Below are 24342 nucleotides of genomic sequence, written 5' to 3'. Positions count from 1 at the left end.
GACCGCTCCCCGGACGGTGTACGGACGCCACGCAAACGCTCGGCGACGGTGCGGGAAACGCTGTACTGATAGCCAATCGCCGTTCGGGCGGCGAACGGGCGCCGGAACCGGACCGGATTCAAAATCCTTTTCGGGGAAACCCGAGTGTGGGTTCGAGTCCCACCTCCGGCACTTTTGAGGGCGCGTGGAAGCGTCGTGCGGTTGTCGGCCGAGCGGCCCGAGCGGCCCGAGCGGCCCGAGCGAAGGGGCGGCGGGGGCGGCCCGACCGGCCCGACGGATTCGCCGGGCGGGCGGGGCGGGCGGTTCGTTATCGCTGCGATCGCGGCTGCGGTCGCGGCTGCGATTGCGGCTGCGGTCGCGGCTGCGGTCGCGGCTGCGGGCGGCGGCGGGGGGTCAGCTTGGGGTTCACGCGGTAGACGGTGCGGGGCTTGGTGGCGGTTTCGACCCGCTGCTCGTCCAGCACGTCCAGGTCGCACAGCAGGGCGAGGACCGGGGCCGCCTCGCCGGCGCTGCCCAGGCCGGCGACGCCGTTGCGGTACACGTCGCGGGCCTGAAACCCGTCCCGCAGGCGGCCGTGCGGGTCGGCGGCGTCGCGTTCGAGGCGCCGCAGCAGGTCGGCGGCGGCCTTCAACTCCGGCCGGGCGGTGGCGGAATAGACGCGGCCGGCGTGGCCCTCCAGGTAGTCCGCCCAGGCGACGGCCCGGCGGGCGGCGGTCGCGGGGACCGGGCCGGTCCCGCCGTCGGCGAGGTGGCACAGCAGCGCCAGCGAGGGCACCAGCGAGCGGTACTTGCCCAGGTGGGCGTCCAGCCCGCGGGGCAACTCGCCGGAGCGAACCCGCACCTCCAGCGCGTCCCGCCACGGGTCGAAGATCGCCTGCGCCTCCGCGTCGAACCGGAGGAACGGCACGCCGCCGCCCGCCGGCGTCTCCGCCCCGACCGCGACGGCGTCCAGCGCGTCCAGCCGGTCGAACGCCGCGTGGGCGGCGGATTTGGCGGGCGTGTCGGGCCAGCGGCGGACCTTTCTCCACGTCGGGTCGAGGTCCGGCCAGACGACCAGTTGGAACCGCTGCAACAGGCCGTCGGCCCCCCGGCCCGCTCCGCAGGCGGCCCGCTGGTAGTCGCCCAGCGGGCCGGGCTGGATGCCCCCCAGAATCGACAGGCAGGGGGAGTCCAGCCGCACCGAGCCCCGCATGATCCGGTCGAAGGCGTACGGCCCGCCGTTCCCGTTCCACGCCTCCAGCACGAACCCCCGGGCGGACTCCTGCCCGTCCTTGTCCAGATTCCGCAGCAGCCCCGTCAGTTCGTCGCGGAAGGCCAGCACGCCGTTCGGGTTGGCGGCGAGGATCTCCCCCAGCTTCTCGACCGTGAAGTCGTTGACGACGTACCGCTTGGGGGCGGGCGGTTCGGCCGCCTCGGCGGCGGCGATCTGCCGGGCGAGGTCCATCGCGCCGGCGTGGTCGCCGGACTTTTCCTTCTGCTTGATCTGCGTCTCCAACAGACTGCGGGTCTGCTTGGCGACGATGGCGCCGGCCTCGTGCTCCCGCACGGCGGCGTCGTGGTCCTCCCACGCGGCGGCCTCCAACCGGCGGAGCGGCTTCATCATCTCCGCCAGCGCCGGGGACTTCAGGAACGACGGCGGCCCCACGATCCCCCCGTACAGGTTCGGCACGACCTGCCAGTCGTCGAACTCCAACGGACGAATCCCGATCCGCCGCCCCACGATCCCGGCCAGCGACACCATCGCCCCGACCGCGGGATAGTCCGGCGGGCACTGCATCCGCTCCGCCACGTCCGTCACCCACGCCCGGAACGGACCGGGCAGCAGGTCCGGGTCGAACGCGGGAACCGGCGGCAGCCCGGGAATCGGCTTGGGGTCCGGCCAGTCGTCGGCCGCCGCGACCGGCGACCCGGCGACCGTCAGTCCGGCGACCGGCGACCCGGCGACCGGCGACCCGGCGGGCGGGGGGACGAACCCCGGGGGGACGAACGGGGGGGCGGAGTCCGCGGCGGCCCGCACGCGGTCGGCGAGGGCGGCCGGTTCGACGGCGTCGCGGTCCTCGACGAAGTCCGCCGCGTCCCACTTCGCCGGCGGGCCGGTTGGGGCGGGACCGTCGTCCGCCGCCGCGGCGCCGGCCGGGACGAACGGCGGGTCGTACAGCGCCGCGGGGTCGAGGATTCGCACCGTCGCCGGCGGCGTGAGGGCCGTCAGCGTCTCCGCCACGCCCGCGGCGTACTTCGCCCCGGGCTCGTCGGCGTCCGGCCAGAGCGTCACGTCGCGGCCCGCCAGCGGCGACCAGTCCGCCGCGGAGGCCGCGTTCGAGCCGCCCGGCGAGGTGGTGACGGTCAGGCCCAGCGACGCCAGCGCGTCCGCGGCCTTCTCCCCCTCCACGACCAGCACGGGCTCATCCGGGTCGGCGGCGAGCAGGTCCGGCAGCCGGTACAGCGGCCGGGGCTTCGGCATCGCCCGGCAGGCCCAGCCGCCCCCGGACCCCGCCGAAGGGACCCGACACGCCTGACGGATCTCCTTGCCGCCGTCGGCCCGCTCCCACCGCAGCGTCAGCCCCACCAACGCCCCGGCCGCGTCCCGGTAGGGGTGACGCACGTCCGGCGCCCCCCCCATCCGCGACGCCAGCGACCGCACGGCGGCCTCCGCGTTCGGGAACGTCCCCGCCGCCGCCGCCGTCTCCGGCGCCGCCGCCGTCCCCGGCGCCCGGTTCGGCTCTCCCGGCGACGGGTTCGGCTCTCCCGGCGACGGGTTCGGGGGGAGAGAACTGGCGGGCGTGTCGGGCGCTTTTCGGGGCGGTGCGGACGGGATTGCGGTCGGCAGGCCCAGCCGGTCCGCGAGAAGGGCGAGGGCGGCGGGGAAGTCGAGCCCGCACAGCCACATCACCGCGTCGATCCCGGTTCCGCCGTTGCCGTCGGCCCGGCCGGCGAAGCACCGCCGGCAGAACACGCCGCCGGTCTCGGCGAAGTCGGCGGCGGCGTGGAACCGGTCGTCCCCGCCGCACCGGGGACAGGGACGCCCGCGGCCGTCCAGCAGCGCCGGGTCGATCCCGGTCGCCTCCGGCAGCAGGGTCGGCCAGCGTCCGCGGGCGGTCGTCTTGACGAGGGTTTTGTCGGGTCCGCCGTGGCGGCCGGGAGATTGAGAATCGGTCATGAGGGTGCGTGATCGGAAAGGAATCGGGGGCGGGAACGTCGGTCCGCCGAGGCGACCGGCGGGCGGGGAGCCGCCGGCCGCGGGGGCCGTCCGGCGTTCGTCAACGGGGCGGGGGGCGAACCGCGGCGTCGCGGTCGCGTCCCCACCCCAGCGCCGCCCGGGACCTGTTTTCGCCCAACCCCCTGCCCGCCCGGCCGGTTCGGGAACCGAACTGCCGCCCGCCCCGCCGCCGCCGACCGGAGCCAGTCGCCGCCCGATCCGGCGTCCGGCCGGTACGGTCCGGCCGGTACGGTCCGGCCGGTACGGTCCGGCCGGTACGGTCCGGCCGGTACGGTCCCGCCCCGGCGGCGGTGGCGGGGGACGCATCGGGCCGGCATGATCCGACGCCCGTTTTCGTCCGGAGTCGTCCCGCATGCTCGCGTCCGCCGTTCTGCTCGCCGCCCTCGTCTCGCCCGGGGCCGCCGCCGATCCGCCGCCGGCGGACGTGGTGATCTACGGGGCGACCAGCGGCGGGATCGCCGCGGCCGTGCAGGTCCGCCGGATGGACAAGTCCGTCCTCTTGATCGAACCCTCCTCGCACCTCGGCGGCCTGACGACCGGCGGGCTGGGTGCCACGGACATCGGCAACAAAGCGGCGATCGGCGGGCTCTCCCGCGAGTTTTACACCGCCGTCGGCGAGCATTACGCCCACCCGGAACACTGGGTTTATCAGCGGCCGGAGCAGTACCGGAGCGGGAAGAACAAGGTCCGACTCGACCCGGAGAACCCCGAACCGTTCTGGACGTTCGAGCCCCACGTGGCGACGAACGTCTACGAGAAATGGCTCAAGGAGGTCGGCGTCGAACCGCTGACGGAGAGCCCGCTCGACCGGAGCGAAGGCGGCGTGACGATGCGGGACGGCCGGATCACGGCGATCAAATTGAAGGACGGCCGCACGGTCCGCGGGGACGTGTTTATCGACGCGACCTACGAGGGCGACCTGATGGCCGCCGCCGGCGTGAGCTACCACGTCGGCCGGGAGGCGTCCTCGGTCTACGGCGAATCCTATAACGGCGTGCGGCCGGAGATGCCCTATCAAGGCCGCGTGCGGAGCCACTACTTCATCAAACCGGTCGACCCGTACGTCGTGCCGGGCGACCCGTCCTCCGGCGTGCTCCCGCAGGTGCGGAGCGAGCCGCTGCCGCCGGTCGGCTCCGGCGACGACGGCGTGCAGGCCTACTGCTTCCGCCTCTGCGCCACCGACGTGCCGTCCAACCGCATCCCCTGGCCCAAGCCCGAGGGCTACGACGAGAGCCTGTACGAACTGCTGTTCCGCAACTTCGAGGCCGGCGATTTACGGATTCCCTGGCTGCACAAGATGATGCCGAACCGCAAATCGGACTCGAACAATAAATACGCGATCTCCACCGACTGGATCGGCCAGAACCACGATTATCCGGAAGCCACGGACGAGGAGCGGGCGGAAATTATCGCCGCCCACGAGAACTACCAGAAGGGCCTGATGTGGTCCCTGGCGAACCACCCGCGGGTGCCGGCGGAAATCCGCGAGTATTATTCCCAGTGGGGCCTGCCGAAGGACGAGTTCGAGGCGACCGGGGGCTGGCCGCCGCAGCTTTACGTTCGCGAGGCCCGCCGAATGATCGGCGAGCGGGTGATGACGCAGGCGGACTGCCAGGGCCGCACGGCGGCCGAGGACCCGGTCGGCCTCGCCGCCTACAACATGGACTCGCACAACGTCTGGCGATATATCGACGAGACCGGCCACGTACAGAACGAAGGCGACGTTCAAAGAGGCGGTTTCCCCCCCTACCCCATTAGCTACCGCTCCATCGTGCCCCGGCGGGAGGAGGCGACGAACCTGCTGGTGCCGGTGGCGGTCTCCGCCTCGCACATCGCCTACGGTTCAATCCGCATGGAGCCGGTCTTCATGGTCCTCGGCCAAAGCGCCGCGACCGCCGCGGTGATGGCCGCCGAACAGGACGTTCCCGTTCAAGAAGTCGACTACGCCGCCCTCCGCGAGCGTCTGCTGGCGGACGGGCAGATCCTCGAATGGACCGGCGGCGGCGGCCGGGCCGAGCGGGTCGCGGCGAAGTCGCTGAAAGGCGTCGTCGCGGACGACGAGGCGGCGACGTTCACCGGCGAGTGGGAGCACAGCGTGCATGTCGGCCCCTACGTGGACCGCGGCTACCGGGCCGCGGAGTGGGACGGCCGGGGGGAACGGCCGACGGCGACGTTCACGCTCACCGCCCCGCACGCGGGGTCGTACGGGCTGCGGATCAGTTGCGTGCCGCACCCGAACCGGGCGACCGCGGCGCCGGTGACCGTCCGCCGGGGCGACGGCGGCACGGCGACCTACGCCCTCAACCAGCGCCAGCCCCGGGCCGGCGAAGCCGGGCCGGGATACGTCGCCTCCTACGTCGTCGGCGCCCCCGGCGAGCGGTTCACCGTGACGATCGGGGCGGCCGAGGAGGGATACGCCATCGCGGACGCCGTGCAGCTGTACCCGCTCGGCGAGACCGACGCGGCGACGGACGCGGCCGAGGATTAATCGCACGGGGAGCCCGCCGCGGATCACCCACCGCCGGGCGGGGGAATCCGGGGATTGACGCTCCGCCGCCCGTCGCCCACGGTGCGGCCGTACGTTCTCGCCCGTTTCCGTCCGCCTGAGGAGCCGTCCCGATGTCCTACCACGTCACCGAAGACCCGGACGGGAACGTGCTGGAGGTCCGGGTTTCCGGCACGCTGTCCGAGGAGGCCTACGAGCGGTTCGTGCCGCAGACGGAAGCCCTGATCAAGAAATACGGCAAGGTGCGGATGCTGGTCGAGCTGCACGACTTCCACGGCTGGGACGCCGGCGCCCTGTGGGAGGACGTGAAGTTCGACGTGAAGCACTTCAACGATCTGGAACGGCTGGCGATCGTCGGCGACTCCAAGTGGGAGAAGGGGATGGCCGCGTTCTGCAAGCCGTTCACCACCGCGACGATCAAATACTTCGACACCTCCGAACTGGCCGCGGCGAAAGCCTGGATCCGCGAGGCCTGACCGCGGGTCGCCCCCCCGGGCCGAAACGTCAGCGTCCCGGACCCTCCGAGGGTCCGGGACGCGACGGACGCGGAACGAGCGCTCACCGGACGCCGCGGGCTACTCGTCGTAGACCTCGGAGTCCTTCTCCCCGCCGGCCCGGACGTAGGCGACGAGGTCCAGCACCTCCTCCTTCGTGAAGTAGTTGAGCAACCCGTTCGGCATCGCCGACTGGTCGCTCGTCATCTCGTCCACGATTTCGCTTTTCAGAACGACCGTCGGCTCGTCCCGGGCCAGCGGGTCCGATTTCAGGCGGACTTCGTCGTCGGTCTCCGCGATCACGAAGCCGGAGGCGACCTCGCCGGAGGCGGTGAGGTAGGTCCGCATCGCGTACTTCGGCTCGATCTCCTTGGAGGGATTGAGCAGCGATTCGAGCACGAACGCGGCGGTCCGCTTTTTCGGTTCGAGCTGGGCGAGGTTCGGGCCGAACTCGCCGCCCTCCCCCTCGATCTGGTGACACTGCGTGCAGCCGATCCGTTTGAAGGCCAGCTTGCCGGAGTCGTAGGAGCGCCCGCCCGCGGCCAGGTCGGCCTCGGTGAAGTCGTTCGCCTTCCACTCGCGGACCAGCCGCGGCACCCAGCCGTCCAGCGACGGCTGTTCGATCGGCTGGCGCCCGTCCTCCAGCGGGTACTCCTTCAGCAGGTCCACGGCGGCCCAGAAGCTGGCGTCCTCGCCGCGGTCGATCGCCCGCATCTCGGCGACCTTCGCCGGCTCGATCGGCGTCGCCCGGTTCGACCAGGAGTTCCGCACGTAGGTGAGGACGGCGGCGATCTCCTCGTCGGTCAGCAGTTGGCGGAAGCCGGTCATCGGGGGCAGCGGCGGGGAGCTGTACCGCTTGCCCTTCACCTCGATCGCCCCGTGCATGCCGTCGAGCACCAGACGGATGAGCCGCTCCTCGTCGCCGGTGGCCCACAGGGTGCCGTCGATCGGCGGGTAGAGGTTGGGCAGCCCCTGCCCGCTGGGCTGGTGGCAGGTGGCGCAGTGGCTCTCGCGGGCATAGACCTCGGCCCCGAGGGCCATCACCTTCGGGTCGGCCTCGACCGGAATGCTGGCCCGCAGATCGGCCAGCCGTTTGCCGACCGGAACCCGGTGGGCGGTCGCCAGCTCGCCGGCGAGGGTCAGCAGGTTGGAGAACTCCGGGCTCTGCCGTTCGACCGGCGTGGCGGCGTCGGCCTGTTCGAGCAGGGCGTCGAGAACCGCTTTGGCCCGTTCCTTCGGCAGGCGTTCGGCGACCCGTTCGCCGGGCAGCGCCGCCAGCGACCGCAACGCCGGGCCGAGCAGGTCGCCGTCGGCGATCAGGCGGGCGAAGTCGTCGATCTTCCGTTCGGGATTCTCCGGCCAGTCGGCGATCACGCCGAGGGCCTGCTGCCGCAGGTTGCCGCTGCGGGCGTTGCGGAGCACGGTCGAATCGATCGGCCGCTTCGAGAACCCGGGGCCCTCCCAGGCGAGCGACAGGCCGTCGTTGCCGCCGTTGTCGAAGTAGTTCAGCACGATCTCGTGCACGCCGGCGTCCAGGCGGACGGTCCCGCGTTTCTCGTTGAAGCCGTGCAGCCCGTCGTGGTTCACGACCTCCTCGCCGTCGAGATACAGCCGCGAGCCGTCGTCGGAGCGGAGGTGGAACGTGTAGTCGCCGCTGACGGGCACGACGAGGCCGGCCGTCTGCCGGGTGGCGAAGGCGTCCTGGGCGCCGCCGGGCACGAACTTCTCGAATTGATCCAGCTCGCCGGTCAGCGTCGGCTTCAATTCGTCGAGCGTTTCGTTCCGCACGTTCTTGGGGTTGGGGGCGAAGTACTCGAACGAGACCGCGGGGCCGGGTTTGACGATCTGGCGGTCGGCGTCGCTCCGCAGGGCCGCGGGCGTCTCGAACATCAGCGGCCGGACCCGCGGGGCGAACCGCTCGCGGACGGCCGGGTCGCCGCTGGCGCCGAGGCTCGTCAGCAGAGCGCCGAGCCGCTCCCGGGACTGCGTGGCGTGGTTCCAGATCGCCTCCGCGTCGCCGGCCGGCAGCCAGGCGGCGTAGGCGGCCTCGCGGACGTCGTCCGACCGCGTGTCGTCCAGGATTTGTCGCAGCACGTCCTGATCCGCCGCGGAATCGCCGACGAGCTCCGGCAGCAGGCCGGCGAGGTCCTCCAGGCTGGCCCACTGCTCCGCCTCCGCGGTCCGCAGGCTCGCCGCCAACTGGGCCAGCGGCGTGCGGCCGGCGGTTTGAGCCGTCGCCTCGACGGCTTCCAGACGGAACTCGTCCGGAATGCGGGCGCGGGTCAGCAGGGCCTGATAGACCGCGGGGGAGCGTTCCAGTTCCAACAGCAGCGCCGGGGAGGCGTTCGCCAGGGCGTAGGCCTCCGCCGCGGGGGAGAGCGACTTGCCGGAGCGGATCGCTTCGGCGAGCATCCCCTTCACGTCGATCGCCCCGCGGGCGTACTCCAGCACGTCGTTCAATTCCGGGTCCGTCGGCCGCGTGGCCGCCGCGAAGATCGCCTCGGCGGGGGCGGCGCTTTGATAATCGGCGAACTCGACCGCCGATTTGACGGCCTCGGCCCGCACCAGGGCGGAGTCGTCCGTCGCCGCTTCAATCAGCAGCGCGTCCCAGCCCGGCAGGTGACCGGTCAGCGGCTTGCCCTCTTGCAGGTGCTGCGCCCAGTGGCCCAGCGTCCGAATCGCCGCGGCCCGCACGCGGGGCTCCTCGGCCCGGAAGGTCTTCTTCACGAGGTCCATATTGGGCACGCGGTGTTCCTCATGAACCCACAGGCACTCCAGCAGGGCCTGGGCCTCGTCGCGGCCGGGGGCGTCCTGCTTCGGGTCCAGCGAGGCGGCGAACTCCGCCGCTTCGCGGAGCACGTCGGCGGTCTCGCGGCCGCTCAATTCAATGCGGGCCCGGTAACGGACGTTGTTCGTCTCGCTGAAGAAGTTTTGCAACACCTCGGCGATCGAGTCGTCGCTCATCGTCACGGCCGGGATGAGGTCGCGGCCCTTGGCGGTCACCCGATAGATGCGGCCGTGCTCGTGGTCGCGGTTGGGGTCCCGGACGTTGTGCTGCATGTGGCCGATCAGCGTGTTCTGCCAGTCGGCCACGTAGAGGGCGCCGTCGCCGCCGATCTCCACGTCGACGGGGCGGAAGTTCGGGTCGGTCGATTGCAGCAGGTCGTCGGTGCGGACGGCGGTGATTTCGGCGCCGTTGTATTGCACCTCATATTGCAGCACGCCGAGGAAGCCGATCGTGTTGCAGATCAGAAAGTTGCCCTGCTGATCCTCCGGGAAGTGCTCGCTGGCGAGCAGCCCGGTGGCGGCGACGGGGCGCCATTCCTTTTTGAACCACTGCCGGTCCCCCGGCCGCTTCCCCTTGCCGATGCTGACGTACCCGCCGGTGCCGGTGGTGCCGTCGTTGGCGAATTGATAACCCCACTGGTCGAACACGTCCCCGTGGGGGTTGGGGCCGATGGGGTAGTGGAACTCCATCTCGAAGGTGCGGGGGTTGAACCGGTGCACGCCGGACCGGCCGCTGCGGTAGGTGTGCGTGGGGGTTTCGATCGCCGCCACGTTGAAGATGCCCCGCGACCAATACAGCCAGCCGTCCGGCCCCAGCAGCATCGCGTTGGCGCTGTGGTGGGAGTCGGCGCTGGAGAGCCCCTGCAACATGCGGATCTTCAGGTCGGCTTTATTGTCGCCGTCGGTGTCCTTGAGGAACCACAGTTCCGGCAGGGCCGCGACCAGAACGCCGCCGTTCCAGAACTCAAAGCCGGTCACGCTGTTCAATTCGTCGGCGAAGACGATGCAGTCGTCCGCTTTGCCGTCGCGGTCCTCGTCCGGCAGGATCACGATCGCGTCCCGCCGCGGCTCCGTCGGGTTCCAGTGGGGATAGGACGGCCACACCGACGCCCACAGCCGCCCGTCGGGATCGACGGACATCTGCACCGGGTTGATCAGCCGGGGGAACTCCTCTTCCGAGGCGAACAGCTCGACCTCCAGCCCGTCCTGAACGGTCATCTGCGAGATCGCCTCCTCGCCGCCCAGGTAGGGGAAGGCGCCGCCGTCCAGCGGGCCCTCCTTGTTCGGTTTGACGACCAGCTCCTCCGGCAAATTGTCGTCCTGCGGGTCCGCATCCGAGCCTTGGGCGATCGCCCAGACGACGCGGTCCCGGTTCGCGGTTTTGACGTCGAAGATCTCCATCTCCCGCATCATCACGTCGGCGTTCGACTGCCCGAACCAGGCCAGCTTGGAGCGGCCGCCGAAGACGTTGTATTCGTCCACGACGCGATACCGGCTGAACCAGTGATAGTTCTTGTCGAGCACCGCCTCGCGCAGCTTGGCGATCTCTTCGTCGGAGGGCAGCGGGCCGTCCGTCAGGCGGGCCAGCGGGGAGCCCGGGGCGGTGAGGATCGCCCGGGCGAGCAGGCGGTTGCCGCGGTCGAGCAGGTGCACGCCGTTGGTCGTCAGCGGCTCGTCGGCCTCGGCGTAAAGCCGCTGCGAGAGGGAGAACAGGTCCACGAAGGGCACCCCCTTCGCCTCGCAGACGGCCCGCATCGCCTCGGTGTAGCGGGCGAGGTTGGCGTTGTTCGCCGCCCCGTCCGGCAGGTGGGGGCTGTCCAGGTCCTCGTGGGCGATCGGCGAGAACATCACCAGCCGCGGGGCGGACTCCCCGTTGTATTGATGCGCCCGCATCCCCTCGATCACGTCTTCAAGATCTTTCTTGAACGACGCCAGTCCGCCCTCGCCCTTCAGCGCCTCGTTATAACCGAAGAAGCCGAAGATCACGTCCGCTTCGACCTTGGTCAGCCACTGGTCGGCGTCGCCGAAGTTATCGGCCCGCTGCCGTCTTTTTAATTCGTCTCCGGAAAAGCCGAGGTTGCGGAACGTCAGTTCCTTGTCCGGCATCAGGGCGTGGAGGTAGGTCTCCAGCCAGGCGTGATGCTGCATCCGATCGGCGAGGGTGTTGCCGATGTAGGCGACGTGGTCGCCTTTCTCGAAAGTCACCTCCTCGGCCGTCGCCGGCCGAGCCGAGGCGAACAACAACAGAACCGGGGCGAGACGGCAGAGGCGCGACGACATAGCGTGGAAGGTCCGGGGCGACGGATTGGCAGACGCCGATCGTACCCCACGGCTCCCCCCCCTGCACGCCAGCTGCGTTTCCGACCGGCCGCGAGGGGGCGTGCCGGGCGAAGCGGGTCGGCCGGCGTCGCTAACGCGGATCGGCCGGCTCGGCGTCGTCGGTCTCGGCCGACCATAATTGAACCAGGAGGTCGTGCATCCGCGGATCGTGCCGCCGGAGTTCGTCCCGGTCGAACGGATAAAAGTCGTTGCGACCGAAATACGCCTCCGTCGACTCGGCGAAGTACTCTTTATGATTCGTGATCGCGTAGGCCCGTTCGACGCGGCCGTCGCCCCGTTCGACGGCGTCGTAGCCCCCGCCCCGCTTCGCGGCGTCGTAGGCTTGAATCACCCGCGGGTCGTCGAACCCCAGGGTCTGGTCGTGATAGGCGTGGGCGAATTCGTGCAGCATGAGCATCGGCATCCGTTCGTGTTCGCGAGGAAAGATGCCGACGTTGGTCAACTCGACCGACCGAGCCAATTCTTTGCGGCGCCCGTTCCGGATCAGCCAATCGACGTTCGGGTGATACTCCGCGGTCGGGCGGAAGCCGTCGTAGGGGGGCGACAGCCAGACGGGCACGCGTCGCACCGCCGCCAGCGGCTCCTTTGGAAGCGCACGAACCACCCGGGCCAGTTGTTCGTCGATTAACGGCAGCGCCTTTGCGACGGCCTCCGGCTGATCCGCCAGGAGCGCCTCGCTGAAGTGAACCGTCCATCCCCGCACGCGCTGCGTTCGATAGCCCTCAACCGCGGGGGACGCGTCCGGACCGAACGCGGATTCGTCCTCGCCCGCGATCGCCGTCGTCGACAGGAGGGCGAAGCAACTCGCGAGAACCAGCCCGCGGCGGTCGCGGCGTGGACGGAAGCGAGCCGGACGGGTCGGCGGGGGGAGCGTCATGATCGACCGAACGCTGGGACCGGAAACGAGAGTGTCGACCCGCGAGCGTCGGATTGCCATCTCGGCAACCGCGTGACGGGATCGTCCGCCGTGATGGGTGTGCGGGCGAGCCTTAAAAAGTTAGGATGCCCGCCCGCTGCGGCGGTCTGATTCCCGTCCTTTCCCGGCCTCGGTCGTGACTGCCGCCTCCACCGCCGCCGCCGCGTCCGGGAGCCCCGCTCCACTGCGGGCGGTCTTCTGCTGGTCGGAGATCAACGGCTACATGGCCGCCTGCTTCCGGGAATTGGCCGGGCGGGCGGACGTCGACCCGTATTTCCTCGCTCTGGCGTCGGGCCGATCCACCGGCACGGAAGCGGCGTACGCAGACGACGTCGTCGCAGGACTGCCCTGCCGGCTGCTCGAACCCGCGGAGCTGGACGACCCCGACCTCGTCCGGGGGCTCGTCGCGGAGCGGAATCCGGACGTGGTCGTCATCAACGGTTGGCGATACGCCGCCTACCGTCGCCTGCCCTTCGGCGAGCCGCTCCGCGACGCCGGGGGGGGCGGCGAGCCGGGGTTCCTGATGACGTTCGACACGCCGTGGCAGGGTTCCGTCCGCCAGCGGCTCGCGCGGTTTCGGTTGGCGAGCCTCCTGGACCGCTGTGCGATCACCGTCGTCACCGGCGAACGCAGTTGGCAGTTCGGCAAACGCCTGGGCATCCCGGAGGCCCGTTTGCGGCGGGGGATGTACGGCGTCGACCACGCCGGGCTGACTGAGTGCCTGCGGCGGCGGGAGGGGGGCGAATGGCCGCGGCGGTTCCTGTTCGTCGGCCGCTACGCCGACGAAAAGGGCCTGGACGTGCTCGCCGACGCCTACGCCCGCTACCGGGACGGGGTGCAGCGCGACGGCGCCGGCGAACCGTGGACGCTGGAATGCTGCGGGACCGGACCGCGGGAAGAACTGATCGCCGGCCGGGAGGGCGTCGAGAACCGCGGGTTCGTGCAGCCGTCCGCGATGCGGGATCGATTCGCCGCGGCCGGAACGCTGGTGTTGCCCAGCCGGTTCGATCCGTGGCCGCTGGCGGTGGTCGAATCCGCCGCGGCCGGGCTGCCGATCCTCTGCACGGAGGCCTGCGGGTCGAGCGTGGAATTGGTCCGCCCGTATTACAACGGCCTCGCCGTGGCGACCGACGACGCCGCCGCCCTCGCCCGCGGCCTGCGGTTCCTGCACGACCGCCACGCCGAACTGCCCGAATACGGCCGCCGCTCCAACGCCCTCGCTGCGGCGTATTCCACGCAGGTCTGGGCGGACCGTTACACGGCGTACCTGAACGAAACCCGGCGGACGGTCGCCGCCTGAGCCCTCACCCGCCGTCGGTCAGCGGGCGTTCGGCGAGTTCGCGGAGCCGGGCGGCGTCCCGATTGGCGGCGGCGACCAGCACCCGGAACGCCCGCTCGGCGCAGTCCGCCCAGGTGAAGCGGGCGGCCCGTTCGCGGCCCTTGCGGACGTACTCCTCCCGCACGGCGCCGCGTTCGGCGAACGCGATGATCGCGTCCGTCGCCGGGCCGGTGTCCGCCGGCGACAGGCTGACGCCGGCGTCGCCCACGACCTCCGGGATGCTGGTGTTGTTCGCGGCGACGACCGGGACGCCCGCCGCCATCGCCTCCAACGCCGGCAACCCGAAGCCTTCGTAATGGGAGAGAAATAACTGGGCGTCCGCGGCCCGCAGATACTCCGCCATCAAATCGTCCGCGATCGGGCCGGCGACCACCGCGTTTGGGGTCTCTTTCGCGGCCGCCTCCCAATCCGGCTCCGGCCGGCCGACGAACACCACCCGCACCTCGGAGCCGCGACGGTGCAGTTCCGCGGCGACGGCCAGCATCTCCGCGGCCCCCTTCCGTTTCTGCAGGCCGCCCACCGCCAGCGCGTACGGCCAGGGGCCGGGGCGGCGGCAGTCCGCGGGGTTCTTCTCGCCGATCTCGTAAAACACCGGCGCCACGCCGTTGCCGACGACGATCACCGGGGTGTCGGCGGTGTCCGTCAGTTCGCGCATGCGGCGCCGGCTGTGGTTCGAGCTGGTCACGATCGCGTCCGAATGGGCGAACAGCTTCGGCAGCCAGGCCCGCCAGCGGCGTTCCAATCGGCGGAAGAACGCGGAGGAGCGGTGGAGCGGGAACTCCGGGTCCACGGCGAACATGTCGTGCAGCGTGACCACCGTCGGGTACGGCGCCGCGGGCACGACCACGTCCGCCGGGGCGTAGAGCACGTCCGACCCCGCCAGGTGCGGGGCGATCGAAGGCCGCTCGATCAACTTGCGGACGCGTTCGGACAGCCGCTCCGGCAGTTGATAGGTGGAGAACGGTAGGTCCCGCAGGGGACAATTCGCCGGCAGCTTGCCGTCCGGCCCCAGCCAGCGACGGGAGAACAGCAGGTCCAGGGCCACGTCCGGCCGACGATTTAATTCGTCCACCATCGCGTTGACGTGCCGGCCGGTGCCGGTGACCGGCTCCAGCGTGCGGCCGACCTGCAAATAGGTCCGCACGCGCAGCGGGCGCTCGGCGGTGGGAACGAGGGCGTCGGGGGCGGTCATCGGGCGTCCCCGCGGAGCCGGTGCCAAAGGGTATTCAGGTGCCGTTGCCGTCGGAGCCGATCGGCCCACCGCAGCGCCGGGCGCTCCGCCCGCCGCCGCAGCGACCGCAGCGCCCGCCGGCCGCCGGACTCCCCGCGGTTGCGATAGGAATAAAACAATTCCGCCTCCGGCATCGCCGGGGACAGTTTGATGCCGGCCCAGTGCAGGATCGGCACGCGTTTGGCGTGATCGGCGCCGCCGTGGTCCCAGCGTCGATAAACGCCCGCGGCGTCTCGATACACCCGCCCCGGCTGCCGGGACCAGGCGTCGCGGCACAGGTCGCCCAGAACCTCCGCAAAGTGCCCCGCGACGATCGGCCGTTCGTTCCGCCCCTCCCGCACGCTTCCCGAGTCGCAGGCGTAATTGAGGAAGAATTGATCGGTGTTGCGGGGGTTCATCTGATCGCGGACGGCCAGGCACTCCGCTCCGACGCGTTCCAGCGTTTCCAGGTCGAACAGCCCCCGCCGGCTGGCCCAGCGGCCGGAGTTGAACCCGCGGCCGCGGCCCCGCCGCAGGAACGCCCGCCGCACCTCGCCCGGTTCGTACACCTGATCGAGGGTGCAATCGAAGTGCATCAGGTCGAACCCGTACTCCGCCGGGGCCGCGACGAACTCCGCCAGATCGCACAGCACGAGTTGGCGGGAGTCGAGGTACAGGAACCGCTCCAGCGGCCCCCAGAACGCCGCGAACCGTCGGAACCAGTGCGGCCCGTACGGGGTGAGGCCGATCTCCAGGCTCCGCCCGATCGCTTCGAGCCGCCCGAAGGCCGGGTCTTCCCACGGGGCGAAATCGTACTCGTCGGCCAGGGCGGCGATGCGGTCGCCGCGGTCGTCGAACGGGATCCAGAGCAGCGGCAACGTCGGGTTGTGGACGCGAAAGCTCTCCAGGAAGCCCACGGTCCAGTCGAAGACGGCGTCGTTGGCGCTGAAGTACGCGCCGGCCGCGCCGGTTTCGGGGGAGCCGGCGTCGGGGGCGCCGGGTTCGGGGGCGGGAGCCGTCATGTGACGAACCGCACGTCGGTCCGTTCGTCGGCGATCACCTGCACGGCGAAGCGGCTGAACGAGGAGTTCCCCGCGTGCACGATCCGCCCGCAGCCGCCCAGCCCGAACAGGTCGCGGACCGCCTCGGCGGCCAGCCGGCCGCGGTCCGGCGGCGGGGCCGCCCCGTCCGGCTCCTCGCGGATCAGGGCGCCGTAATGCAGGGCGGCGCCGTCCTCGTGGTAGTACCGCGGCACGTCGTGCACCCGAGCGCCGTAGCGCTCGCGGAAGGCCGCTTCGACCTCGTGGTCGTCGGTGCAGACGAAGATCGGCCGGTCGTCCTCCCCCACGTGCCGGAAGTAATTTTCCAACGGGAGTTGACCGGGGGCGTCGGTGCGGCGGACGTGCACCCCGGTGCAGTCGGCCAGCGGGGGCAGTTCGTCCGCGATCACCCGCCGGCAGCGGGCGCTCGGCCGCAGGGCGGCGCCGACCGCACGGCGGTCGTAGGGGACGCGGGCGACCCGCATGTCGTCCGGCAGTTCGCCCCAGCCGACGTTGAACAACGACTCCGCCGCCGGCCGCTCCAGGAGGACGCGGTACAGCGGCCACATCATGTCGTCCGGGGAGACCGGCGCCCCGCGGTCCTGCTGCACGGCGGCGATGCACTCGTAGATCGTCCGGTCCGTCCGGCCCTCCCAGAACGACGGGTAGACCGGACCGAAGTCCGCCGGCGGTTCGCCGGCGCCGTCCAGTTCGAACAGGTCGAAGAACGCGTTCTCCCCGACCGGCCCGTACCAGCCCTCGCGCCAGTCCGGGCAGAGCTGCAGCCCCCAGCGGTCGGCGAAGGCCTTGGCCGTCAGCAGGTACCACAGGCGGTTGCCGAGCCCCGCCATCCCCTTCACCACCAGCCGCTTCGTGAGCGGGTGCGGCCGGCCGCCGGCCAGCACCCGGGCGCGGTCGGCGATCCGCGACAATCGGGCTTTCACCATGGGAACCCCGTCGGCGTCGGGAACCACATCGACGTCGGGAACCCCGGCGGCGTCGGAAAAGTCAGGCCGGCGAACATCGTACGGAGAGGCGATCGGGGGCGGGTCGGGAGGCTAGCGCCGGCCGGCCGCGGGCGGCCAGCCGGATCGCCGGGAGTCGCGGCGGCGGGACGAGCGGTTCGATCCGGCCTCACCCCCGCCGGCCGAGGCGTTCGGCGAGCGTCGGACCGACGACCCGGCAGAGCGCCCGATAGGCGCGGCCGCCGACGATCGCCCCATCCCCGGCCAGCTCCTTCGCCGCGTGAAAGAACGGAGCGGCCGCGGCGGCGGGCGCCCCGGTCTGCAAACAGCGGCGGCCGACCCGCCAGAACTGCCGGCCGAAGGCGGCGGCGACCTCGGGGGCCAACGGCTCGCCCAGCGTCTTCCGGGCCGTCGCCACGTGCCGGGAGAGCGCCTCGTACCGTCCACGGGCGACCGCGGCCTGCCCGTCGGCGTCGCTGATCCGCCCGCCGCCGTGCTGCCGGTAGGAATAGACGACGCCGGGACGGTGTTCGAACCGCACGCCCGCCAGCCACATCCGCAGGTGCAGGTCGTGCTCCTGCCCGCGGGGCACGCGGGGGTCGAACCCGTCGACCAGCCGCACGTCCTCCGCCCGGTGCAGCGGGGCGGCGGTCAGCGGGGGGTGTTCGATCATCCGCACCGCCTCCGGCAGATCGGACAACGACGCCGCCGGCGGGGACGGGTCCGGCAGCGGTTCGCCCCGCTCGTTCACCCACCGCACGTCCCCGTAGACGCTGACGGCCTGCCCGGCGAACGCCGCCATCTGTTCGACCTGTCGGCTGACGGCGCCCGGCTCGAGCGCGTCGTCCCCGTCGAGGAACTTCACGAGCGGCCCCTCCGCCAGGGCCAGCCCGGCGTTGCGGGCGACGCAGGCCCCGCCGCCCGCCTGCCGGAGGACCCGCAGCCGGTCCGGGTTTCGTTCCGCCAGGGCGTCCAGCACGCGCAGGCTGCCGTCGGTCGAACCGTCGTCGACCGCCACCACCCGGCCCACGGCGGGGTCCGCGAGGGCGCTGCCCACGGCCTCCTCCACGAACGCAACCCCGTTGCGGTTGGGGACGACGACGGTGACCGGCCCGGCCGTCATGCGCTCGCCGCCGTCGGAGCGCCGGCGGGGGACGGGGTCCACTCCCGGCCCAGCAGCGCGGCGTAGAACGCGGCGTGGGCGGCCCCGTTCCGCTCCACGGACCATTCGTCCGCCAGCGCCCGGTTGACCGGCGAATCGGGGTCCGGCAGGGCCAGCAGGCGGTCGACGGCCTCCGCGGCGGCGGCCGGGTCGCCGGGCGGGTACGGGGCGTTGTCGCCGGCCCGCAGCAGTTCGCCGATCACCATTTCGTCCGGGCCGGCGATTCGGCGGGAGAGGGTGAAGGCCAGCGGGACCACCGCGGAGTTCAGCTGCCCCCGCCGGCCCAGCAGCACGGCGTGGGCCTCGGCGAAGGTGGCGAGGACCTGCTCGTCCGGGACGAAGCCGTCGCGGTACTCGATCGGCCCGCACCCCAGACTGAGCAGCCGGCGCCGCAGCCGGCGGAGCGGCTTCAGGCGGCCCTCCAACGTGCGGACGTGCAGCACCGCCCGGGCGCCGCGGGTTTTCAGCCGGCGGCGCACGTCCCGGAGGAACGCCTCCTCCGCCGCCGACCGGATCGCCCCGAACGACATCACCACCGGATCGCCCCCCGGCCGCGGGCCGCCGGGCAGTTCCTCGGGCTCCAACAGCGTCCGCAGGCCGTCGTAGTTCGGGTGGGGGACGACGACCTGCGGCTTCGAAGCGACGCCGGGAAACGCCTCCGCGGTCAGCCTGATCGAGCGTTCGCCCAGGTGGACCAGCCCGTCGGCCCGCTCCAGAAACGCCCGGTAGAGGTCAGTTCCGAGGGGCGTCGGGTGGTGCGGGACGAGGTTGTGCACCGTCATCACGACCTTCGCCCCGCCCGCCGCCCGGTCGACCGCCCGCAGGGCGGCGGCGATCGATTCCGCCGTGACCGGCCGGCCCCAGCCGACGAGTTCCTCCGGCCAGTGCAGGTGGACGACGTCCGCGTCGCAGGGGGCGGCGCCCTCCGCCAGCGGCTCGCGGCCGATGCCGGTCGTCAGCCCGACGAGCCGCTGCCCGCGGACCATCTCCGCGACGGTGTGCAGCGGGGCCTCGCGGGAGAGGTGATGGACGCGGAGGGGCTCAGCCGCCATCGGTCCCGCCTCCCGCCGCGGCCGCCCCGCCGGGCCGGCGGAACCGCGGATCCCGGGCCAACCGCCCCCGAGCGATGCGCCGGGCCGCCCGCACGATCAGGCCGAGGACCGGCAGGGCGCTCGCGGTGCGCAGTTCCATGTCGAGGAGGCGGAGGCGGAGGTTGTGCTCGGCCAGCTTGCGTCGCACCACGTCCTCGCCGCCGTGGCGGAGGATCATCAGGGACAGCTCCGCGAACCCCTCCGCCGCCGTGCAGGCGTTGGAGGTCTTCGCTGCGGCGTGGGCCTTCGCCTCCGCCAGCGGTTCCCGCAGCGTTTCGAACCGATACCGCTCCGCGATCCGCAGCCACAGGTTCACGTCCAGGCACTGATCCAGGGACTCGTCCAGCCCGCCGACGTCGTCCCACACCCGGCGGGACATGAAGCAGGCCGGCTGCATGAACGAGTTCTGGCCCCAGTCCATGAGCCCCTCGCGGGAGTAGTCCCCGAAGCGGGTTTCGGTGTCGACGGTTCCGTCCGCGTCCACCTTGCGGCCGTGGCCGATCAGGGCGTCGGGGGCGTGTTCCCGCCAGTAGGCGGCGACCTTCTTCAACGCCCCCGGCAGATAGACGTCGTCGCTGTTGAGCCACGCGGCGATCGCGGCGGGGTCCTTGGTGACGTGGTCGAATCCCTTATTGATCGCGTGGCTTTGACCGCGGTCCTTCTCGCTGCACCAAAAGGTGAGGCGGTCTTCGTATTCGCGAATGATCTCCGCGGAGCCGTCCGTGCTGCCGCCGTCGATCACGGCGTAGTCGAGGTCGAACTCCGTGCCGAGGCCCTCTTGGGACAGCACGCTCTCGATCGTTTCGCGCAGGTACGCCCCCTGGTTGTAACTGGGCGTCACGATGCCGAACCGCGGCCGGTCCGGGGCCGACGGGGCGGGCGGCGAACTGGGGGCCGTCATGGCGGGGGCGGGCCGCGGCGAGCGCGGTTCTGAACGTTGATCCGTCGAACAGTCGGCCGGCACTCTAGTGACTGGCCGCCGCTCCCGGAACCTCCGCCCCGATGCGGGTTCTATACCAGCCCGACGCGCAAGCGTCGGCCGCCGTCGCCGCCGTCAGGCGGCACGATGCACGGCCGGAGCTTGCGCTCCGGGCTGGTACTCGACGCGACGCCTCGTCGAACGGCGCTTTACCGGTCCGCCAGCCGCTCGCGGAGCCGGGCGAGCAGGCGGGCGGCGGTCTCCGGTTCGGCCTCGGCGCGGTTCTGCGTCTCGGCCTCCGGCGTGCGGTGGTCGTACAGCTCCAGATGGCCGTCGCGGTGGGCGATCAGGCGGTAGGCGTCGGTGCGGATCGTCTCTGCCCGGCCGGTGTAGGCGCAGGCGGAACCGCCCCCGGGCGGCTCGGCGGCGGGGTCCTCCAGCAACGGGCGCAGCGATTGGCCGTCGACGAACGGTTCGCCGTCCTCCCCCGTCGGCGCCGGCAGGGCGGCGAGGTCGCAGAGGGTGGGGAACAGGTCGATCGACTCCACGATCGCCCGCGACGGCTCCCCGGGCTGCGGCAGGCCGGGGTAGGCCACGATCAGCGGCGACCGCAGCGACTCCTCGAACAGGGCGTGCTTGCCCCAGATCGCGTGCTCGCCCAGGTGCCAGCCGTGGTCGCCCCACAGCACGACGATCGTGTTCTCCCGCTGCCCGGCCTCGTCCAGCCGATCGAGCAGTCGGCCGGCGAGCCGGTCGGCGTAGGTCACGCAGGCGGCGTAGTGCTTGCGGACGGCCTCGGCGAAGGCGGGGTCCTCGTTGGGGTTCCGGCCGAAGCGGTCGTACTTCATGAACTCGCCGGAGCCGTGCCAGGTCGTTTTGCCGGCCGGCTTCTCCGGGTGGGGCGTGGGCGGGAGGGTCGCGTCGGCGTAGGGCGTCATGTCGTCCGCCGGGGCGCCGAAGGGCAGGTGCGGGCGGATCAGGCCGACGGCGAGGAAGAACGGCGTCCCCTCCGCGGTGCGGGCTTCGCTGAGCTGATCGAGCTGCGCGAGGGCCTCGTCCGTGGTCAGGCCGTCGGGGTAGGTGGTGTCCGGGCCGGGGGTCGACTGCACCACGGCCATTTTGCCGGCGTTGGTGCGGATCTCGCCGTTCGCCAGTCCGTGCATCGCCCCTCGGGGGTGCTGCCAGGGGCCGGTCGGCATGAGGTGGCGGTCCCAGGAATCCGGCATCTCCGGCTGGGCGTCGTCGTCCCAGTTCCCCCCGCCGCGGCCGCCGGGGTGGTGGGAGACTTTCCCGACCGAAACCGTCGTGTAGCCGTGCCGCCGAAACCAGGCCGGCAGGCTGGGGGAGACGGCCTCCGGGTTCTCCCGCAGCTTCCTGGCCCGCTGGAACAGGGCCCCGTTGCCGGCGGGGCCGTAATTGCCCGTCAGCAGGGCGTACCGCGAGGCCCCGCAGGTGGGGGCCTGCACGTAGTGCCGGTGGAACGCCCGGCCGCGGGCGGCGAGGGCGTCGATGTTCGGCGATTCGATCCAGTCCGCCCCGAAGCTGGCCAGCTCCGGCCGGAGGTCGTCGATGCAGATCAGCAGCACGTTCGGCGGCGGATCGGCGGCCGGCTGCGGGGCGTCCGGGGACGGGGCGGCGGCCGTCAGCGTGCCGGCGAGCAGGAGGGAAGCGGCGAACATCGGCGTTTCGGGGCGAGCGGGGCGAACCGGTCGATTGTGAGAACCCCGCCGAACCGTCGCCATCTCGTCCTCCGCCGCGCCCGCGGGACGGCCGGGCAGTTGTGAGCCGGGCGGCGGGCGGGCATCGTGTCCGACCGCTCGCCCGTCGCCCGGAGTTTCGTTGATGCGTCGTTTCGTTCTCGCCCTCGGCGGCCTCGCCCTCGCCGCCGCCTCGGCCCCCGCCGCCGATCCGGCCCCCGCGGCGGTTCCCGATTACGAGGCAATCGACCGGCCGGAGTTCGGCGGGATTTATCCGCACCTGGCCTACTTCAATAACGAGGGCGAATGCGGCACCGGGGCCGTCGTGCCCTGGGCCGGGCGGCTGTGGGCCGTCACCTACGCCCCGCACTCGCCCCGCGGCTCCTCGGACAAGCTGTACGAGTTCACCCCGGACCTCGAACAGATCGTGCGGCCCGAGTCGATCGGCGGCACCCCCGCCAACCGCATGATTCATCGCGAAAGCGACCAACTGTTCATCGGCCCCTACGCCATCCGCGGCGACGGCGAGGTGCGGGTCGTCCCCTACACGGAGATGTTCGGCCGCCCCACCGGCAACGCCCGGCACCTGTTCGATCCGGCGGGCAAGATTTATTGCGCCTCGATGGAGGAGGCCCTCTATGAAATTGACGTCGACACCCTCGCCGTCACCCCGCTGTTCCGGGACGAAGCCGACAAGACCCCCGGCCCGCGGATGGACCTGCCGGGCTACCACGGCAAGGGGCTGTATTCCGGTCAGGGCCGCGTGATCTACGCCAACAACGGCGAGCACGGCCGGGCCGCCCAGAGCGATCCCACCACCCCCTCCGGGGCGCTGGCCACCTGGGACGGCAAGGCGACCGGCGACGACGCCTGGACGCTGGTGCGGCGCAATCAATTCACGGAGGTCACCGGCCCCGGCGGCATCGAGGGGAACCCGGACCCGGCCACCGACCCCGTCTGGACGGTCGGCTGGGACGCCAAATCGCTGATCCTGATGGTCCTGCACGGCGGCGAATGGACGACCTACCGGCTGCCGAAGGCCTCGCACAGCTACGACGGCGCCCACGGCTGGAACACGGAGTGGCCCCGCATCCGCGAGATCGGGACCGGCGACGACCTGCTGATGACCATGCACGGCTCCTTCTGGACCTTTCCGAAGGGCTTTCGGCCGGGGAACGCCGCGGGGATTCGGCCGCGGTCGAACTACCTGAAGGTGATCGGCGACTTCTGCCGCTGGGGCGATCGGGTGGTGATGGGCTGCGACGACACCGCCCACAACGAGTTCCTCAACACGCGCCGGGCGAAGGGCGAGATCGCCGCCCCGCAGAGTCAGTCGAACCTCTGGTTCGTGGAGCCGGAGGCCCTCGACGCCTTCGGCCCGGCGCTGGGCCGGGGGGCGGTTTGGATGAACGAGGAGATCGCCGCGGACGAGCCGTCCGCCCCCTTCCTGTTCGCCGGCTACGACCGCCGCGGCGTGCACCTGGCGACCGACCGGCCCACGACCTTTACGTTTGAAATCGACCGCCACGGGACCGGCGCGTGGACCGCGCTGGAGAGCGTGAAGGTCGACGGCGCCGCGTGGCACGGCTTCCCGGCGGACGCCGACGGGGAGTGGATCCGCGTGCGTCTGAGCGAACCGGCGACCGTCACCGCCCAATTCCAATACGCGAACCGCGACGACCGACCGACGGCCGACGAGCTGCCCGCCGGCGACGCCGCCCTGTTCGCCGGGCTGGCGAAGCCGGGGGATGAACGCGTCACCGCCGGGGTGATGCGGGCCCGCGGCGGCAACGAGCGCACCCTGCACATCGCCGCCGACGACGGGGACGGCGACCCCGGCCACTACGTGCTGGACGCCGACATGAACCTCACCCACGAGGAAGACCCCAAGGCCGTCGCCTATCTGAAGAAGAACGCGGCGATCCCGGACCGCACCGGCATCCTCACGGTCGACGCCGCCAGCGTGCTGTACGTGGACGACGACGGCTCGCGTTACCGCCTGCCGAAGGACGACCGCTTCGCCAAGCCCGGCCCCGCGGCGTTCGGCGGCACGGGCTTCGGCCGGCTGGCCCGGGAGGTCGCCACGGAGCGGGACCTCTTCAACTGCCACGGCACCTTCTACGAGCTGCCCGCCCGCAACGCCGGCGGCTTCGCCCGGGTTCGCCCCGTCGCCACCCACGGCCGGCGGATTCACGATTACTGCAGCTACCGCGGCCTGTTCGTCCTCTCCGGGATCGACCTGGCGGACGCCGGCGAGAACCCCCGGGTCCTCCGCAGCGCCGACGGCAAGGCGGCGGTGTGGGTCGGGGCGATCGACGAGGCGTGGAAGCTCGGCAAGCCGGTCGGCCGCGGCGGGCCGTGGCAGAACACGCCGGTGACCGCCGGCGAGCCCTCCGACCCGTACCTGATGACCGGCTACGACCGCAAATCGCTGACGCTCTCCGCCGACCGGCCGACGGAGATCACCGTCGAGGTCGACGTCGCCGGCAACGGCACGTGGCTGCCGTACGAGACCTTCCGCGTGACGCCGGACGCCCCGGCGGAGCACACGTTCCCGGAGGCGTTCCACGCCTATTGGGTGCGCGTCACCGCCGACGCCGACGCCACGGCGACCGCCCAGCTGAGCTACGACTGAGCGGGCCGATCGCCCCGAAAACGG

The 24342-nt window shown here is 71.8% G+C and carries 14 protein-coding genes; 4 read left to right on the top strand and 10 right to left on the bottom strand.

Going from position 1 to position 24342, the window contains the following annotated elements; all coding sequences use genetic code 11:
- Window positions 1-307: 307 nt before the first annotated feature.
- The gene (locus tag ACG2DA_RS05655; protein ID WP_395254503.1) at window positions 308-3157 is read right to left on the bottom strand and encodes a DUF3987 domain-containing protein; all 2850 of its coding nucleotides are present in this window, start codon (window positions 3155-3157) and stop codon (window positions 308-310) included.
- 412 nt (window positions 3158-3569) lie between these two features.
- Between ACG2DA_RS05655 and ACG2DA_RS05650 the strand changes: the two genes are divergently transcribed.
- A complete protein-coding gene (locus ACG2DA_RS05650) occupies window positions 3570-5705 on the top strand; it encodes an FAD-dependent oxidoreductase (protein ID WP_395254502.1) in 2136 nt (711 codons plus the stop codon).
- Window positions 5706-5836: 131 nt separating this feature from the next.
- Complete coding sequence (locus ACG2DA_RS05645; protein ID WP_395254501.1) at window positions 5837-6199, top strand: STAS/SEC14 domain-containing protein; 363 nt, start codon at window positions 5837-5839, stop codon at window positions 6197-6199.
- Window positions 6200-6298: 99 nt separating this feature from the next.
- Here the strand turns inward: ACG2DA_RS05645 and ACG2DA_RS05640 are convergent, their stop codons facing one another.
- Together ACG2DA_RS05640 and ACG2DA_RS05635 are read right to left on the bottom strand one after the other, a co-directional pair.
- Window positions 6299-11284 (bottom strand): PVC-type heme-binding CxxCH protein, encoded by a 4986-nt coding sequence (locus tag ACG2DA_RS05640; protein WP_395254500.1) that lies wholly within the window; start codon window positions 11282-11284, stop codon window positions 6299-6301.
- A gap of 130 nt (window positions 11285-11414) precedes the next feature.
- Window positions 11415-12221, bottom strand: a complete 807-nt coding sequence (locus ACG2DA_RS05635) for a hypothetical protein (protein WP_395254499.1) — start codon at window positions 12219-12221, stop codon at window positions 11415-11417.
- 175 nt (window positions 12222-12396) lie between these two features.
- Between ACG2DA_RS05635 and ACG2DA_RS05630 the strand changes: the two genes are divergently transcribed.
- On the top strand, window positions 12397-13560 hold the full coding sequence (locus ACG2DA_RS05630) for a glycosyltransferase family 4 protein (protein ID WP_395254498.1): 1164 nt from the start codon (window positions 12397-12399) through the stop codon (window positions 13558-13560).
- A gap of 4 nt (window positions 13561-13564) precedes the next feature.
- Here the strand turns inward: ACG2DA_RS05630 and ACG2DA_RS05625 are convergent, their stop codons facing one another.
- The 7 genes from ACG2DA_RS05625 to ACG2DA_RS05595 form a co-directional block, all read right to left on the bottom strand.
- Window positions 13565-14791, bottom strand: coding sequence for a glycosyltransferase family 4 protein (locus ACG2DA_RS05625; protein ID WP_395254497.1), 1227 nt, complete (start codon window positions 14789-14791; stop codon window positions 13565-13567).
- Entirely contained in the window at window positions 14788-15831 is a 1044-nt protein-coding gene (locus ACG2DA_RS05620) for a hypothetical protein (RefSeq protein WP_395254496.1), read from the bottom strand. The genes ACG2DA_RS05625 and ACG2DA_RS05620 overlap by 4 nt, the downstream gene beginning before the upstream one ends.
- The gene (locus tag ACG2DA_RS05615) at window positions 15828-16796 is read right to left on the bottom strand and encodes a hypothetical protein (protein WP_395254495.1); all 969 of its coding nucleotides are present in this window, start codon (window positions 16794-16796) and stop codon (window positions 15828-15830) included. Before ACG2DA_RS05615 ends, ACG2DA_RS05620 begins: the two co-directional genes overlap by 4 nt.
- Before the next feature lie 187 nt (window positions 16797-16983).
- Window positions 16984-17937 (bottom strand): glycosyltransferase family 2 protein, encoded by a 954-nt coding sequence (locus tag ACG2DA_RS05610; protein ID WP_395254494.1) that lies wholly within the window; start codon window positions 17935-17937, stop codon window positions 16984-16986.
- Complete coding sequence (locus ACG2DA_RS05605; RefSeq protein WP_395254493.1) at window positions 17934-19028, bottom strand: hypothetical protein; 1095 nt, start codon at window positions 19026-19028, stop codon at window positions 17934-17936. The genes ACG2DA_RS05610 and ACG2DA_RS05605 overlap by 4 nt, the downstream gene beginning before the upstream one ends.
- Complete coding sequence (locus ACG2DA_RS05600; protein WP_395254492.1) at window positions 19018-19968, bottom strand: glycosyltransferase family 2 protein; 951 nt, start codon at window positions 19966-19968, stop codon at window positions 19018-19020. Before ACG2DA_RS05600 ends, ACG2DA_RS05605 begins: the two co-directional genes overlap by 11 nt.
- A 227-nt stretch (window positions 19969-20195) precedes the next feature.
- Window positions 20196-21665 carry a sulfatase gene (locus ACG2DA_RS05595; RefSeq protein ID WP_395254491.1) on the bottom strand — a complete coding sequence of 490 codons (1470 nt, stop codon included), beginning with the start codon at window positions 21663-21665 and terminating at the stop codon, window positions 20196-20198.
- Between the two features lie 163 nt (window positions 21666-21828).
- Between ACG2DA_RS05595 and ACG2DA_RS05590 the strand changes: the two genes are divergently transcribed.
- Window positions 21829-24318 (top strand): hypothetical protein, encoded by a 2490-nt coding sequence (locus tag ACG2DA_RS05590; RefSeq protein ID WP_395254490.1) that lies wholly within the window; start codon window positions 21829-21831, stop codon window positions 24316-24318.
- Window positions 24319-24342 lie beyond the last annotated feature (24 nt).

Source organism: Alienimonas sp. DA493, from assembly GCF_043951915.1.
Lineage (GTDB): Bacteria > Planctomycetota > Planctomycetia > Planctomycetales > Planctomycetaceae > Alienimonas.
Note: the sequence above shows the minus strand (reverse complement) of the source record. Positions and strands in the feature narration are given on the sequence as shown.